This window comes from Streptomyces sp. NPDC060002 (assembly GCF_042737245.1).
In the GTDB taxonomy this organism is placed as follows: Bacteria; Actinomycetota; Actinomycetes; order Streptomycetales; family Streptomycetaceae; genus Streptomyces.
Genome location: NZ_JBHWUW010000001.1, coordinates 521,901 through 537,891, shown reverse-complemented (window position 1 = coordinate 537,891; position 15,991 = coordinate 521,901). Strand labels below are relative to the sequence as shown.

13 protein-coding genes, 1 pseudogene and 1 riboswitch are annotated in these 15,991 nt (G+C 71.8%); of the genes and pseudogenes, 11 read left to right on the top strand and 3 right to left on the bottom strand.

Annotation, left to right across the window (positions count from 1 at the left end; translation table 11 throughout):
- The 5 genes and pseudogenes from ACFWBD_RS02480 to ACFWBD_RS02460 form a co-directional block, all read left to right on the top strand.
- A pseudogene (locus tag ACFWBD_RS02480) lies at positions 1–158 on the top strand (4-hydroxy-3-methylbut-2-en-1-yl diphosphate synthase); the annotation flags it as partial.
- A 26-nt stretch (positions 159–184) separates the two neighbouring features.
- Positions 185–2,107: a 1-deoxy-D-xylulose-5-phosphate synthase gene (gene dxs, locus ACFWBD_RS02475; protein WP_385661458.1), complete on the top strand. Its 1,923-nt coding sequence runs from the start codon at positions 185–187 to the stop codon at positions 2,105–2,107.
- Positions 2,104–3,489, top strand: coding sequence for an aspartate aminotransferase family protein (locus ACFWBD_RS02470; RefSeq protein ID WP_385661455.1), 1,386 nt, complete (start codon positions 2,104–2,106; stop codon positions 3,487–3,489). The genes dxs and ACFWBD_RS02470 overlap by 4 nt, the downstream gene beginning before the upstream one ends.
- A gap of 107 nt (positions 3,490–3,596) precedes the next feature.
- Positions 3,597–4,229 carry a helix-turn-helix domain-containing protein gene (locus ACFWBD_RS02465; protein WP_385661453.1) on the top strand — a complete coding sequence of 211 codons (633 nt, stop codon included), beginning with the start codon at positions 3,597–3,599 and terminating at the stop codon, positions 4,227–4,229.
- Positions 4,226–4,348: a DUF6126 family protein gene (locus ACFWBD_RS02460; RefSeq protein WP_385661450.1), complete on the top strand. Its 123-nt coding sequence runs from the start codon at positions 4,226–4,228 to the stop codon at positions 4,346–4,348. The genes ACFWBD_RS02465 and ACFWBD_RS02460 overlap by 4 nt, the downstream gene beginning before the upstream one ends.
- A gap of 48 nt (positions 4,349–4,396) precedes the next feature.
- On the opposite strand, the gene ACFWBD_RS02455 is transcribed toward ACFWBD_RS02460, so the two are convergent.
- Entirely contained in the window at positions 4,397–5,194 is a 798-nt protein-coding gene (locus ACFWBD_RS02455) for a tyrosine-protein phosphatase (RefSeq protein WP_385661449.1), read from the bottom strand.
- A 223-nt stretch (positions 5,195–5,417) separates the two neighbouring features.
- Here ACFWBD_RS02455 and ACFWBD_RS02450 point away from each other — a divergent pair, with 223 nt between their 5' ends.
- The 6 genes from ACFWBD_RS02450 (at position 5,418) to ACFWBD_RS02425 (ending at position 13,656) form a co-directional block, all read left to right on the top strand.
- On the top strand, positions 5,418–7,493 hold the full coding sequence (locus ACFWBD_RS02450; protein WP_385661446.1) for an alpha-galactosidase: 2,076 nt from the start codon (positions 5,418–5,420) through the stop codon (positions 7,491–7,493).
- A gap of 268 nt (positions 7,494–7,761) precedes the next feature.
- Positions 7,762–7,956: riboswitch (cyclic di-AMP (ydaO/yuaA leader) on the top strand.
- Positions 7,957–7,960: 4 nt separating this feature from the next.
- Entirely contained in the window at positions 7,961–8,953 is a 993-nt protein-coding gene (locus ACFWBD_RS02445) for a LysM peptidoglycan-binding domain-containing M23 family metallopeptidase (protein WP_385661444.1), read from the top strand.
- A gap of 234 nt (positions 8,954–9,187) precedes the next feature.
- Positions 9,188–11,083 (top strand): hypothetical protein, encoded by a 1,896-nt coding sequence (locus ACFWBD_RS02440; protein WP_385661442.1) that lies wholly within the window; start codon positions 9,188–9,190, stop codon positions 11,081–11,083.
- 14 nt (positions 11,084–11,097) lie between these two features.
- On the top strand, positions 11,098–11,805 hold the full coding sequence (locus tag ACFWBD_RS02435; RefSeq protein WP_385661439.1) for a DUF6250 domain-containing protein: 708 nt from the start codon (positions 11,098–11,100) through the stop codon (positions 11,803–11,805).
- A 126-nt stretch (positions 11,806–11,931) separates the two neighbouring features.
- A complete protein-coding gene (locus ACFWBD_RS02430; RefSeq protein ID WP_385661537.1) occupies positions 11,932–12,717 on the top strand; it encodes an SGNH/GDSL hydrolase family protein in 786 nt (261 codons plus the stop codon).
- 162 nt (positions 12,718–12,879) lie between these two features.
- Positions 12,880–13,656, top strand: a complete 777-nt coding sequence (locus tag ACFWBD_RS02425) for an SIMPL domain-containing protein (RefSeq protein WP_385661437.1) — start codon at positions 12,880–12,882, stop codon at positions 13,654–13,656.
- Positions 13,657–14,053: 397 nt separating this feature from the next.
- Here ACFWBD_RS02425 and ACFWBD_RS02420 read toward each other — a convergent pair whose 3' ends face one another.
- Positions 14,054–14,674 (bottom strand): TetR/AcrR family transcriptional regulator, encoded by a 621-nt coding sequence (locus ACFWBD_RS02420; RefSeq protein ID WP_385661434.1) that lies wholly within the window; start codon positions 14,672–14,674, stop codon positions 14,054–14,056.
- Positions 14,675–14,732: 58 nt separating this feature from the next.
- Positions 14,733–15,920, bottom strand: coding sequence for a Glu/Leu/Phe/Val dehydrogenase dimerization domain-containing protein (locus tag ACFWBD_RS02415; protein WP_385661432.1), 1,188 nt, complete (start codon positions 15,918–15,920; stop codon positions 14,733–14,735).
- Positions 15,921–15,991 lie beyond the last annotated feature (71 nt).

Here is a 15,991-nt window from a genome sequence, read left to right as displayed (position 1 = left end):
GCAACGGCAAGGGCCAGATCTTCGTGAAGGGCGAGGTCATCAAGACCGTCCCCGAGTCGAAGATCGTCGAGACCCTCATCGAGGAGGCCATGAAGATCGCCGAGCAGATGGAACAGGACGGCGTCGCGGCGGGGGAGCCGGCCGTCAGCGTGAGGTGAACAGCACGGACCGAAGGGGGCCCGACGTGACGATCCTGGAGAACATCCGGCAACCACGCGACCTGAAGGCGCTGTCCGAGGCGGAACTCGGTGAACTGTCCGAAGAGATCAGGGAGTTCCTGGTGCACGCGGTCGCCAGGACCGGCGGACACCTGGGGCCCAACCTGGGTGTGGTCGAACTGACCGTCGCGCTCCACCGGGTCTTCGAGTCACCGGTCGACCGCGTCCTGTGGGACACCGGCCACCAGAGCTATGTGCACAAGCTTCTGACCGGGCGTCAGGACTTCTCCAAGCTGCGCGGCAAGGGCGGCCTGTCCGGCTACCCCTCCCGTGAGGAGTCCGAGCACGACGTCATCGAGAACAGCCACGCCTCCACCGCCCTCGGCTGGGCCGACGGCCTCGCCAAGGCCCGCCAGGTGCAGGGCGAGAAGGGCCATGTGGTCGCGGTCATCGGCGACGGCGCGCTCACCGGCGGCATGGCCTGGGAGGCGCTGAACAACATCGCGGCCGCCAAGGACCGGCCGCTGATCATCGTCGTCAACGACAACGAGCGCTCGTACGCGCCGACCATCGGCGGACTCGCCAACCACCTGGCGGCCCTGCGCACGACCGACGGCTACGAGAAGGTGCTGGCCTGGGGGAAGGACGTACTGCTGCGCACCCCGGTCGTCGGCCACACGGTCTACGAGTCGCTGCACGGCGCGAAGAAGGGCTTCAAGGACGCGTTCGCGCCGCAGGGCATGTTCGAGGACCTCGGCCTGAAGTACGTCGGCCCGATCGACGGGCACGACATCAAGGCCGTCGAGTCCGCGCTGCGGCGGGCCAAACGCTTCCACGGGCCGGTGCTGGTGCACTGCCTGACCGAGAAGGGCCGCGGCTACGAGCCCGCCCTCGCGCACGAGGAGGACCACTTCCACACCGTCGGCGCGATGGACCCCCTCACCTGCGTGCCGCTCGCGCCCGCCGGCGGGCCGTCCTGGACGTCCGTATTCGGCGACGAGATCGTGCGGATCGGCGAGGAACGCGACGACGTGGTGGCCATCACCGCGGCGATGCTGCATCCGGTGGGGCTCGGCAGGTTCGCCGAACGCTTTCCGGACCGGGTGTGGGACGTCGGCATAGCCGAACAGCACGCGACCGTGAGCGCGGCCGGCCTCGCGACCGGCGGCCTGCATCCCGTCGTCGCCGTCTACGCCACCTTCCTCAACCGGGCCTTCGACCAGCTGCTGATGGACGTGGCACTGCACCGCTGCGGGGTCACGTTCGTGCTGGACCGGGCCGGCGTCACCGGCGTGGACGGGGCGTCCCACAACGGCATGTGGGACATGTCCGTGCTCCAGGCCGTCCCGGGACTGCGCATCGCGGCCCCCCGCGACGCCGAGCAGTTGCGCGCGCAGCTGCGGGAGGCGGTCGCGGTGGACGACGCGCCGACAGTGGTCCGCTTCCCGAAGGAGTCGGTCGGACCGGAGGTGCCGGCCGTCGGCCGGGTTGGCGGTATGGACGTGCTGCACCGCGGCGACCGCGCGCAGGTGCTCCTGGTGGCCGTCGGCGTCATGGCGCCGGTGTGTCTCCAGGCCGCCGAGCTGCTGGAGGCCCGGGGCGTCGCCTGCACGGTCGTCGACCCCCGTTGGGTGAAGCCCGTCGACCCGGCCCTGCCCGGCCTCGCCGCCGAGCACCGGCTGGTGGCCGTCGTCGAGGACAACAGCCGGGCCGCCGGCGTCGGATCGGCGGTGGCGCTGGCCCTGGGCGACGCCGAGGTCGACGTGCCCGTACGACGGTTCGGGATCCCGGAGCAGTTCCTCGCGCACGCCAAGCGCGGCGAGGTGCTCGCCGACATCGGTCTCACCCCCGTCGAGGTGGCGGGCCGGATCAGCGCGAGCCTGGCCGCCGCGGATGTCAGGTCCGCCGACGCCGCGGCGACCGGCCCAGTCAAGGAGAAGGCTGAATGACCACGGAGTTCGACCTCGGCGCCCTCCTGGCCGAGCGCGGAGCCGAGCGCTACGAGCTGCACGGCAGATACCTCAACCACCAACTGCCGCGGATGCTGCACACCATCGGCTTCGACAAGGTCTACGAGCGCGGTGAGGGCGCGTACTTCTGGGACGCGGACGGGAACGACTACCTGGACATGCTCGCCGGGTTCGGGGTGATGGGGCTGGGCCGCCACCACCCCGTCGTCCGCAAGGCGCTGCACGACGTCCTCGACGCCCGGCTCGCCGACCTGACCCGCTTCGACTGCCAGCCGCTGCCCGGGCTGCTGGCCGAGAAACTGCTCGCCCACAGCCCGCACCTGGACCGGGTGTTCTTCGGCAACAGCGGCACCGAGGCGGTGGAGACGGCGCTGAAGTTCGCCCGGTACGCCACCGGCAGGCCGAGGGTCCTGTACTGCGACCACGCCTTCCACGGGCTCACCACGGGCTCGCTGTCGGTGAACGGCGAGCCGGGCTTCCGGGACGGGTTCGCGCCCCTGCTGGCCGACACGGCGGTCTCGCTCGGCGATCTCGACGCACTGGCCGGCGAGCTGAGGAAGGGAGACGTCGCCGCGCTGATCGTCGAGCCGATCCAGGGCAAGGGGGTGCACGAGGCGCCGCCCGGCTATCTGCGCGCCGCGCAGGAGCTGCTGCACCGGCACAAGGCGCTGCTGATCGCGGACGAGGTGCAGACGGGCCTCGGCCGGACCGGCGACTTCTACGCCTACCAGCACGAGGAGGGCGTCGAGCCGGACCTGGTGTGCGTGGCCAAGGCGCTGTCCGGGGGCTATGTGCCGGTCGGCGCCACGCTCGGCAAGGACTGGATCTTCAAGAAGGTCTACTCGTCGATGGACCGGGTGCTCGTGCACTCGGCGAGCTTCGGGTCCAACGCGCAGGCCATGGCGGCCGGGCTCGCGGTGCTGTCGGTCCTGGAGAACGAGCAGATCGTGGCCAACGCGCGGGTCACGGGCGACCTGCTCAGGTCCCGGCTGGCGGCGCTGGTCGACAAGTACGAGCTGCTGGCCGACGTCCGCGGCCGGGGCCTGATGATCGGGATCGAGTTCGGGAAGCCCAGGTCGCTGAAGCTGCGCAGCCGGTGGGCCATGCTCCAGGCGGCCCGCAAGGGACTGTTCGCGCAGATGGTGGTGGTACCGCTGCTCCAACGGCACCGCATCCTCACCCAGGTCTCCGGTGACCACCTGGAGGTGATCAAGCTGATCCCGCCGTTGATCGTCGGCGAGCGGGAGGTGGACCGGTTCGTCGACGCCTTCACCGCCGTGATGGACGACGCGCACAGCGGCGGCGGGCTGATGTGGGACTTCGGCAGGACGCTGGTGAAGCAGGCGGTGGCCAACCGCTGAGCGGCGCGGGAGCGCGGGAGGCCGGCAGAGCTGACCCGGCTCCCGAGTGTTTTTGCCTCTGAGGCAAGGAATTTGCCGCAGAGGCAAATTCGGCGTGCAATGGAGCCATGAACTCGCCCGAGTCGCAGGCCCCGGCGGAACCAGCCGGGGCACTTCCCGCCGTCGCCCCCCAACTGCGCGCCCTGCGCCGCCGGGCCGCCCTCACCCTGGAGGCCGCGGCCCGCGCCGCCGGGCTGTCGCCGGCCCATCTCTCCCGCCTGGAGACCGGGCAGCGCCAGCCCTCGCTGCCGATGCTGCTCGCGCTCGCCCGCATCTACGGTACGACGGTCTCGGAACTGCTCGGCGAGACGTCCGCCGACCGGGACGCCGTCGTCCGCGCCGCCGACATGGAGCCGACCCGCGCGGGCGGCTGGACGTACTGGCAGGCGGGCGCCTCCGGGCGCGGGCTGCAGGCCCTGCGCGTCCAGGTGCCGTACGGCTCCCAGGGGGACGTCGTGCGCGTGCACCCCGGGGAGGAGTGGCTGCACGTCCTGCGCGGGCGGCTGCGGCTGCGCCTGGGGGACACCACCGAGCTGCTCGGGCCGGGTGACAGCGCGCACTTCGACTCGCTGACCCCGCACCGCATCGCGGCGCAGGACGACGACGGGGTCGAGCTGCTCTTCGTCCACACCCTGCTGCAGAGCCCCACGGCCGCGCTGTGCCTGGGCCCGACCCCTTCGGACATCGGAGAGACACCATGAAGGACATCGAGGAGAAGTTCCCTCGCTCCCTCTGGATCCGGCTGATCATCTACATCGCGGTGGGACACCTCTTCGCGGGCTTCCTGTGGCTGCTGTTCGAGGTGGGGGCCAACCAGTAGAGCCCCGGGGGCCGGTGCGGCCTCCGGGGCGCGGTGCCGGTCGCGGTGTCAGTCGAGCAGCCGGTCCCGCAGCCGCTCGCGGGTCTCGGGGGAGAGCCCGAGGCCCTCCTCCAGATAGGCGTCGACGCCGCCCCAGATCTCCTCGATGGTCTCCACGGCCGCCGCGAGGTACTCCGCGCGCGCGTCGAAGAGGGGAGCGAGCAGCTCCATGACCTCGGGGGAGTAGGCCTCGGCGGAGGTGGCGCTGCGGCGCACCCGGTAACGGCGGTGCTTGGCGTTGGACTCCAGGTAGTCGGCGAGGATCGCCTCACGCTCCACGCCCAGGGCGAGCAGCGTCACCGCGATGGACAGGCCGGCGCGGTCCTTGCCCGCCGCGCAGTGCATCAGGGCCGGGACGCTGTCCTCGGCGAGCGAGTGCAGCACCCGCGCGTGCTCGGCCGTCCGCTCCCTGATGATCGAGCGGTAGGAGGCGATCATCCGGCCGGCGGCCTTGCCGTCGCCGAGGATCGCGCGCAGCTGGTCGATCTCGCCGTCGCGCACCATCTTCCAGAACTCGGAGCCGTCCGCGGGGTCCGACAGGGGCAGGTTCACATTGCGCACGCCCGGCAGTTCGACGTCCGGGCCCTCCAGCTTCTGGTCCGCGGCGTTGCGGAAGTCGAAGATCGTGTGCAGGCCCAGGCCGGAGAGGAACGCGGCGTCCTCGTCGGTCGCGTGCGCGAGATGTCCGCTGCGGAACAGCGCGCCGTGCCGCACCCTACGGCCGTCGACGGTCGGCAGACCGCCCACATCCCGGAAGTTGCGCACAGCGGCCAGCTCGGGCTCGGTCGACGGGATCTGCTGCGTCACGGGGGCTCCCTCGCTGCCGGTCTCCGTCGGCGCGGCTCGTGGTGGCCGACGGGACATCTCCCCGACGATACGACATGGATTCCCCGGGCAACGGGTTGTCCACAGGGCGGTACCGCGCACGTCTGCCCAGGTGAAGAGTTGTCCACCGAAAGTTGCCCGGCAGGCCGGCCGCATTCGATGATGTTGGTGCTTGATCGCACCTGTTCGAATCAGTGGGGGTTTGATGCCCGAGATCGCCGACAACGGCCGCACCTGGCTCCTTTCCGGGCCGACGAGCAGCTACGCCCTCCACCTCACCGAGGGCGACGAGCTGGTCCACCTGCACTGGGGCCCGGGCATCGCGCTCGCGGACGCCGAGGCGCTCGCCGGCCATCCGCCGTCGGAGCGCGGGGCGTCCTTCGAGTCCCCGCTCGACGGCCGGGAGGAGTACCCGGTCGAGGGCGGACCCCGCTTCGTCCGGCCCGCCCTGTCCGTGCGCACCGACGAGCGACGCGGCACCGAGTGGTCCTACGAGGGCTTCGAGGCCGACGGCGGCGAGCTGCGGCTGCGGTTCCGGGACGCCGGGCTGACCGTCACCCTGCACTACCGGATGCGGGGCGATGTCGTCGAGCGCTGGACGACCCTGCGCAACGACGGTGAGCGGCCGCTGGAGCTGCTGCGCGCCGACTCCGCCACCTGGACCCTGCCCGAGCGCGACGACTGGCGGCTGTCGCAGCTGCACGGCCGCTGGGCCGCCGAGTCCCGGCTCACCCGGTCCCCCCTCACCTACGGGGAGCAGGTCATCGGCAGCCGCCGCGGCCACACCGGGCACCAGCACCTGCCCTGGGTCGCCCTGGACACCGACGCGACCGAGGAGCGCGGCGAGGTCTACGGCTGCGCCCTCGGCTGGTCGGGTTCCTGGCGGATCGCCGTCGCCCAACTCCCGGACGCGCGCGTACAGATCACCGGGGGCGCCGGGTACGACGACTCGGGTCTGCTGCGGCTGGCCGCGGGGGAGTCCTTCACCACACCGGTCTTCGCCGGACTGTGGAGCGACGCCGGCTTCGGCGGTGCGAGCCGCACCTGGCACGCCTACCAGCGCGCGTACGTCGTCCCGGATGCCGAACAGGACCGGCCGGTGCTGTTCAACTCCTGGGAGGCCACCTACTTCGACATCTCCGAGGAGCAGCAGGGCACGCTCGCCCGGCGGGCCGCCGCGATGGGCGTGGAGCTCTTCGTCGTCGACGACGGCTGGTTCGGGGCGCGCACCGGCGACCATGCCGGGCTCGGCGACTGGCAGCCCAACCCCGACCGGTTCCCGGGCGGACTGAAGCCCCTCGCCGACTACGTGCACGGCCTCGGCATGCAGTTCGGCATCTGGGTCGAGCCCGAGATGGTCAACCCGGACAGCGAGCTGTACCGGGCCCACCCCGACTGGGTGCAGTTCCAATCGGGACGAAAGCGGACGGAATTCCGCAATCAGCTCGTGCTGAACCTCGCGCGCGAGGACGTCCAGGAGTACCTCTGGGAGCAGCTCCACGGACTCCTCTCCAGCGCGCCCGTCGACTATGTGAAGTGGGACTTCAACCGCTGCTTCACCGACGCCGGCTGGCCGGACGACCCCTACCCGCAGCGCCTCTGGGTCGACCACGTCCGGGCTCTGTACGCGCTCCTGGACCGGCTGCGGGCGGCCCACCCCGGGGTCGCCTTCGAGTCCTGCTCCGGCGGCGGCGGGCGCATCGACCTCGGGATCATGAGCCGCACCGACCAGGTGTGGACCTCCGACAACACCGATCCGCTCGACCGGCTCGACATCCAGCACGGCTTCAGTCAGATCCACCCCGCCCGGGTCATGGCTGCGTGGGTCACCGACAGTCCCAACACCCAGCTCAACGGCCGGGTCAGCTCGCTGCGCTTCCGGTTCGTCAGCGCCATGGCCGGCGTGCTCGGCGTCGGCGGGGACCTCTCCGAGTGGAGCGAGGAGGAGCTCGCCGAGGCGCGTCGGTGGGTGGACCTCTACAAGGAGATCCGGCCCCTCGTGCAGCAGGGCGACCTCTACCGGCTGCGGCCCCCGGCGGGCGGCCTGAGCGCCGTCCAGTATGTGCGCGGTGACGAGAGTGTCGTCCTCGCCTGGCTCCAGGCGCAGCGGTTCGGCGAGCCCGTTCCGGCGCTGCGGCTGCGCGGACTCGACCCGACAGCGTCGTACGAATGCCGTGAAACGGGCGAAGTCCACCGAGGGGCGGTGCTGCTGCACCACGGACTGCGTACCGCACTGCGGGGCGACCTTGATGCGACGGTTATCCGGCTGCGTCGCATCTGAGGTTTCTGTCCGAATTGGATCCTTCGTTCCAACTCGCTCTGGAATAAAGGAACCTGGAGAGCCGTCACGTGAGCAGCGTCATATCCGTGACCGTGCGTCGTTCGCCATGTCCACGTAATTCGCATGCTTTCAAGGGTGCTTGCCGATGAACGAGCCCTTTGACTCACGCAGTGTGACCGGGGAATCTCGCAGCGGATCAAGAGAAAGGCGTTAACAGCACAACCTCTGCTTGTCCCTGTGCGTCCTGGTCGCTTACGTTCCACACCAATCCGGACGGACGCCGAATCCTGCCACCGCCCGGAACCCGCGCACTCACCCGTACGTGGCAGGAGCGGGGGACCCACAGGCACAACCGCCTGTTCCGGTCTCCGGAACAGGCTTTGGGGTAAAGCCGCGCCTCGGCGCGGCCGGACATCTCCAGTCCGCACCCGACAGCTCACCTCGCAGGCGCCGGAGAGGAATTCGCCATGCCCGCGAAGGGTAAGCACCGCCGTCCGAAGCCCCAGCGCTTCACTCGCTCCATCGCCGTCGCCGGAACCGGCGGCGCCGCGCTCGCCCTTCCGCTCATAGGTGCCGCCGGCGCTCACGCGGCCCCCGCGCAGTCCGTCTCCCAGTCGGCTTCCCAGGCCGTTCCGGAAAAGGCCGTGCAGTCCGTGCCGGTGGCGCAGAAGACGGCCACCGCCACGACGGCGAAGACCTACACCGTGCGGTCCGGCGACTATCTCTCGAAGATCGCCGACGACCAGAACGTCAGCGGCGGCTGGCAGAAGCTCTACCAGGACAACCGTCAGGCCGTCGGCGGCGACCCGTCGCTGATCCACCCCGGACTGAAGCTCTCCATCGGCAAGAAGGCCGCGACCTCCGCGACCGGCGGCACCGGCTCGTCCTCCGGTTCCTCCTCGTCCTCCTCGTCCTCCTCGTCGAAGTCGAAGGCGTCCGGAACCAAGTCGTCGTCCTCTTCCTCCTCTTCCTCCTCTTCCTCCTCGTCGTCCGGTTCGTCCTCCTCGAAGACGGTCACCCAGGCCGCCGAGAGCGGCACCGGTACCTCCAGCGGCTACACGCTGCCGGTGGGGGGCGCCACCGTCGGCACCGCCTACCACACGGCCGGCAGCATGTGGTCCAGCGGCTACCACACCGGCACCGACTTCGTCGTCCCGACCGGCACCACCCTCAAGGCCGTGGGTGCGGGCACCGTCGTCTCCGCGGGCTGGGGCGGCGCGTACGGCAACCAGGTCGTCATCAAGCTCGCCGACGGCTACTACGCCCAGTACGCCCACCTGTCCCAGCTCTCCGTCTCGGCCGGCCAGACCGTGACCGCGGGCCAGCAGGTCGGCCTCTCCGGCGCGACCGGCAATGTGACCGGCCCGCACCTGCACTTCGAGATCCGCACCACCCCGGACTACGGCTCCGACGTGGACCCGATCGCCTACCTCCGCTCGCACGGCGTCTCCGTCGGCTGATCCCCTCCGACTCCGACGACCTCCCGCCTGACACGCGGCCCAAGGCCGGACCCCGATCCCCGGGTCCGGCCTTCGGCGTGTCCGGGCGGCGCCGGTGTGGGAGTTCGCGCGTTCATGATCGTTCTATTGCGTTCTTGTGGCAGCCCTTCTCGCCCCATCGACAGGTGGGACAGAGTGGGGACACAGTGATCCCCGTCAGTGAGCAAGCGCTTTCTATCGCTCCTCGGAGGTCCTGTGTCCGGCGTCGACCGACGCATCGTCATCAAGGGCGCCGCCGCCGCGGCCGCCGTCACCGTCGCGGCCCTGCTGGCCGGACTCGTCTCCGCGCCTCCCGGGCACGCCGCCGGGACCCCGCGCCGGATCGTCGAGAACCTCGACCGCGGCCTGGTCGCCACCCCGTCAGGCGACGGGACCTTCCTCAGCTGGCGGCTGCTCGGCACCGAATACGCGCGGTACGGCGACGCCATCGCCTTCAACGTCTACAAGAACGGCCGCCGCCTCAACCGGGAGCCGATCAGGAAATCGACGACCTATCAGGACGACAGCCGGGGGACGGGGACGTACACCGTCCGCGCCGTCGTCGACGGGCATGTGCAGAAGCCGAGTCCGGCAGCCCTGCTCCTCACCGACGGCTACGCCGAGATCCCGCTGGCCGGCGCCGACGGCTACACCGTGCAGCACGCCTGGCCGGGTGACCTCGACGGCGACGGACGCTACGAGCTCGTCGTCAGCCGGCTGTCCGGGACCCGCGACCGGCCGGACCTGCTGGAGGCGTACACGCTCACCGGCGAGCGCCTGTGGCGGGTCGACCTCGGCCCCGGCTCCTACACCCAGGCCGGCGGGAACGGCGCCAACGACCCGGCGCCCGCCGCGATCAGCGGGTCCACGGCGATCGGCGGCTACCGCAACGACGACAACGTCACCGTCTACGACCTCGACTCCGACGGCCGTGCCGAGGTGCTGGCGCACACCGCCGCCGGGACCACCTTCGCCGACGGTGCTCAGGTCACCGCCGCCTCGCCCGCGAACCAGTTCGTGTCGGTGATCGACGGAGCGACCGGCACCGAGCGGACCCGGCAGCCCGTCCCCGACGACTTCGTGGCCGACGGCCCCTCCGGCGGCCACTTCGGCATCGCCTACCTCGACGGCGAACACCCCAGCCTGGTCACCAAGTCGGTCACCCGGGTCGGAGCCAGGCGCGGCGCGTTCCGGGTCCTGTTCCAGACCTGGGACTTCGACGGCACGGACCTCACCCGCCGTTGGAAGCACGTCGTGGACCCGACGACCGGCGCGACCAGCTTCCACCAGATCCGCACCGTCGACGTCGACGGGGACGGCAGGGACGAGATCGCCGACGGCAACTACGTCGTGAACAGCGACGGCACGCTGCGCTACGTCGTCGACGGGGCCATCCACGGCGACCGCTTCGACATCGCCGACCTCGACCCCGACCGGCCCGGCCTGGAGGGCTTCGCCATCCAGCAGTCCGAGCTGGGCATCGTCTCCGCGTTCCCCTGGTACTACTACGACGCCGACACCGGCGAGCGGCTGGTGACCGGCTCGCACCCGGCGAGCCCGGTGAGCGACGCCGACCTCGACACCGGCCGAGGGAACGCCGCGGACATCGACCCGGACCACCGCGGCTACGAGTACTGGACGTCCACCGCCGACGTGACCCGGCCCGGCGCGGGCGTCTTCAACGTCCAGGACGGCAAGGTCTCCACCACCACTGCCAGCGTCAACTTCCGTATCTGGTGGGACGGTGACAAGGCGTCGGAGCTGCTCGACTTCACCCGCGTCGAGAAGTGGGACCCGGCGACCGAGAGCAGTGCCACGGTCTTCGACCCGGCCGGCGTCGTCTCCGGGGCCCGCAACGCCACCCCCTTCTACGGCGACCTCCTCGGCGACTGGCGCGAGGAGATCCTCGCCGAGACCGCCGACCACACCGCGCTGCGCCTCTACACCACCACCGCGCCGACCGGCACCCGCTTCTACACGCTCGCGCAGAACCCCGCGTACCGCCTCGGCTGGACCGTACGCGGCTACCTCCAGTCCACGTACACCGACTACTACCTCGGCACCGAGACCCGCCGTGTCCCCCAGCCGCACCTCACCACCCCCACCCACTGAAGGAGCCGACCGACATGACGACCACCCGCAGGGCATTCGGAGCCCTCGCCGCCGGCGCCGCGCTGGCCGCCCTCGCCCCGGCGGCCACCGCGAGCGCCCGGTCCCGCCACCGCCGTCTGATCGCCCACGACGACTTCCGCCACGGCCTGCGCCAGTGGGCCGTGGAACTGGAGAAGGGCGGAACGGTCACCGCCTCCCGCGGGACCCTGGAGGTCGACGTACCCGCCGGGGCGACGATCTGGTTCAAGCGGCCGCTCGAAGGGCCGTACGTCCTCGAGTACGTCGCCACGCCCGTCTCCGCGGGCGGGGTCAACGACCGCGTCTCCGACCTCAACAACTTCTGGAACGCCGTCGACGTCCGCTCCCCGGAGAATCTCTTCGCCACCCCGCGCGGCGGCGCCCTCGCCGAATACGACTACCTCAGGACCTATTACGTCGGCTACGGCGCCAACACCAACACCACGACCCGGCTGCGCCGCTACGTCGGCGAGGCGGGGGTGCGTCCGCTGATCTACGACTACACCGAGCCGCTGCTCGTCGCGAACGAGCCGAACCACGTCCGCATCGTCTCCGACGGTTCGGTCGTCCGCTGGTGGAACAACGGCCGGCTCGTCTTCGACCACACCGACCCGGAGCCCTACACGGGCGGGCACTTCGCCTTCCGGACCACCTGGAGCCATTTCCGGATCAGCGACTTCCGGGCGTGGTCCCTTATTCCCTGATTGGCAAACTCTTTAAGGGTGTCTTATCTCACCGCACGTCAACCCCTTCCTACGATCGCGTAGGTCACATTCGAAGGTGAATGATGAACTGCTGTGGCAGACGATTCGAAGAGTGACGACAGATCAGTGATCAGGTCGTACGTGGCGGTGGGGGACAGCTTCACCGAGGGCGTCGGCGACCCAGGCCCCGACGGGGCGTTCGTCGGCTGGGCGGACCGCTTCGCGGTGCTCCTCGCCGACCGGCGCCCCGAGGGCGACTTCAACTACACCAACCTCGCGGTCCGCGGGAAGCTGCTCGACCAGATCATGGAGGACCAACTCCCCAGGGCGGTGGAACTCGCCCCGGACCTGGTCTCCTTCTGTGCGGGCGGCAACGACATCCTCCGTCCCGGTACCGACCCGGACGAGGTCGCCGAGCGTTTCGAGCGCGCGATCTCGGCCCTGACCGAAGCAGCCGGCACCGTGATGGTGACGACCGGCTTCGACACCCGTGGCGTCCCCGTGCTCAAGCACCTGCGCGGCAAGATCGCCACCTACAACGGGCACGTCCGTGCCGTGGCCGACCGCTACGGCTGTCCGGTGCTCGACCTGTGGTCCCTGAAGTCCATTCAGGACCGCAGAGCCTGGGACGGCGACCGGCTCCACCTCTCCCCGGAGGGGCACACGCGCGTGGCGCTGCGCGGTGGGCTGGCCCTCGGCCTCGAGGTGCCGGCCGACCCGGAGCAGCCGTGGCCGCTGCTCCCGCCGCGCGGCACCCTGGACGTGCGGCGCGACAACGTCCACTGGGCGCGCGAGTACCTGGTGCCGTGGATCGGACGCCGGCTGCGCGGGGAGTCCTCGGGCGACCACGTGACCGCCAAGGGCACGCTGTCGGCGGACGACATCAGGATGCGGATAGCGGCCGTGGCCTGAACCACCGAGCGGGCGGGACGCCGGCCGTGGACGACGCACGGCCGGCCGCTCCACCAGTGAGGTGATCGCACGGGAGTGGTGCCCGGGCGGTGCCGGGCACGGGTGCTGGGATGACCGCACCCGCACCTGGCACCGCCCGACACCTCCAAGGACCGGTCCCGCATGCCCCTTCCCGGTACGCCCTTTGCCCGTAAGCCCGTCGCCGCGGCCCTCGCCTCCCTGCTCGCCCTGGGCGTCACGGCACTCACCGCGCCCACGGCCGCCGCGCTGCCCGCTCACCCCGCCGCGACGGCCCGTCCGCTCGCGCCGGACAGCCCCGCCACCCTCACGGTGACCGGCGAAGGCAGCGCGAGCGCGCCGCCCGACCTCGCGGTCGTCGGCGCCGGCGTCGAGGCCTCCGCCAAGACCCCGCAGTCCGCGCTGGACGCACAGAACAGGGCGGCCGCCGCGCTGCTGGCCGCCGTCCGCGCCCAGGGCGTCGCCGACCGGGACATCCGAACGGAGAGCGTCTCCCTCGACGCCGTCTACGACCACACGGGCGGCACCGCCCGTCTGACGGGCTACCAGGCCGCGCAGTCCTTCTCCGTGAAGGTGCGTGAGGTGGCGAAGGTCGGCGTGGTCGTGCAGGCGGTCACCGACGCCGCCGGTGACGCCGGGCGGATCGGCTTCGTGGCCTTCGACGTCGCCGACCCCGCCCCGCTGCGGGCCGGCGCGCGCGAGGCCGCGCACGCCGACGCCCACGCCAAGGCCGAACAGTACGCCCGCCTCGGCGGGCGCCGCCTGGGCCGTCTCGTCTCGCTCAGCGAAGACGCCTCCAGCTCCCCGCGCCCGGCGCCGTCGGCCGCGGACACGCCCGGGGCAGGCCTCGGCGGTGTGCCGGTCGCGCCCGGCGAGATCCGGGCGACGGCGACGGTGACCGCGGTGTACGAGCTGGACTGAGCAGGCCGCGGGACCGGGCCGCGGTTCCGCCCGCGACCGCCCGGCGCCGTCGGCCGCGGACACCGGGGTGTCCCCCCTCGGCGGTGTACAACCCGGATCGAGCCACCGGCCGGGGTGGGCTTCGGGCAGGGAGAGCCACCGGTTGGGCCGAGGCGTCGGCAGGGGTGGGCTTCGGGCCGGGCGAGCCACCGGTTGGGCCGAGGCGTCGGCAGGGGTGGGCTTCGGGCAGGGAGAGCCACCGGTTGGGGTGGCCTTCAGACCGGGTGGTCCACGAGCCGGGGTGGGACTCGGCCCGGACGAGCCACCGCCGGGGTGGGTGCCGGGCCGGCTCGGAGGCGCGCAGGTCGGCCGGCCGGCCGGCGTGGCGAGCTCCGGGTACGTGGCGGCGGCCGGTCTCTCAGCGCTCCTGGGCGCTCAACGTATCGGGGCCCAGCCCGAGTTCCCGGGCCAGCGCCTGGTCGACCCACTCCTGGGCCCGGGCCCGGGACACCGAGCCCGCGTAGGACGTCAGCTGTACGGCGAGTCCGTCGAGCAGGGCCGTCAGGCGCAGGGCCGTGCCGGCCGGGTCCGGGCACCGGAACTCGCCCGCGGCCACGCCCTCCGCGATCACCTCGGCGAGCGCCGCCTTCCACTCCTTGTCGAGATCCCGTGCGACGTCCCGCAGCGCGGGCTCGCGCAGCGACACCGCCCAGCCCTCGATCCACAGCCGCCAGCCCTTGGCCTGTCCCGTGGGCGCGTACCAGCGCACCGCCGACCGCAGCCGGCGCAGTGCCGTGGTACGGCGGCCGACCAGCTTGCGCAGCCGCGCCAGGTCGCCCTCGGCCGCGAAGGCGAACGCGTCGGCGACGAGCTTCTCCTTCGTCGAGAAGTGGTACAGCACCAGGGCGTTGCTCACACCGAGGGCCGCGGCCACGTCGGCGATCCTGACCGCCGCCACGCCCCGCGCCTCGATCTGCTCGATGGCCGCCCGCAGCAGTTCCTCGCGCCGCTCGGCCACACTCAACCGGACCCTCACCACGCCGTCACCCTAATCCGTCGGCGTGAGCGCCGCCGGACCGGTCCGTGCCGGCGGACGCTCACCGAACGGGCCGGTACCGCCCGAAGCGTTCCGCGATCACCGGCAGCCGCTGTTCGGCGATGGTGTGCGCGGCGGCCCGGGGTGTCGTGCCGTCCGCCTCGGCGCGGGCCAGCACCAGTTCCACCAGGGCGCGCATCGAGCGCCGCGTGTACGCGAAGGCCTCCGCCGCGTCCGCGCCGATGTCGCCGAACAGCGTCCACCACCACCAGGCGTTCGTCGCGGAGTTGACGACGACGTCCGGCAGCACGCTCACCCCGCGCGCGTGCAGCAGCCTCTCCGCCTCCGGCAGGACGGGCATGTTGGCCGCCTCGGCGATCCACCGGGCGCCGATCCGCTCCTGCTCCTCGACCCCGATCGCGTACGACACGGCGGCCGGCACCAGCACCTCCGCCTCCACCGACAGCCAGGCGTCGCCCGGCAGCTCGAGGTCTGTGGGGCGCAACACGGAGCGGTCGACGGTGCCGTGGGCGTCCCGCGCGGCGAGCAACGCCTCCACGTCGAGACCGGCAGGGTGGGCGATCGTGCCCTTGACGTCGGCGACGGCCACGACCGTCAGCCCCGCGCGCGTGAGGAAGCGCGCGGTGGCCCCGCCCATGGTGCCGAACCCCTGGAGGGAGACCCGCGTCCCGGCGTACGCCGTCCCGGCCCGGTCGAGGGCGGTGAGCACGGACTCGGCGACCCCGCAGCCGCCGACCAGCTCGTCCAGGCCGATGCCGTCCACCTCGACGGCGAAGGCGGCGGCGAGCCGCTCGCGGGCGGCGAACTCGTCGTCCAGCAGCGGGTAGACCGCCTGCACGGAAGACACCAGTCCCGCTTCCGCGGCCGCCCGGTCCACCAGGTCCTGGGTCAGCCCCAGGTCCTCGCCGGTGGTCCAGCAGTTCTCCACATAGGGCCGCACCGCCCGCAGGTAGCGCACCAGCAGTCCGTACGCCTCCGGGTCCCGGGGATCACAGTCGATGCCGCCCTTGGCTCCGCCCAGGGGGACGTAGCGGGCCTCGGGGTCGTAGTGCAGCGCCTCCTTGAGGCTCATGCCGCGGGCGAGCCCGGTCACCTCCTCCAGGGTGCAGCCCGCCCGCATCCGCAGACCGCCGCTGCACACGCCGCGCACGAGCCGGTCGACGACCAGGTGGCCCTGGCGCCCGGTGACGTGGTCGGTCCAGGTGAGCGACAGGTAGGGGGCGGTCATGCGAACTCCTCGACCGGCGGGCCGGTACGGCCGAAACGGCTGATACTGAACAGTGGGTCAGTATTGGAACG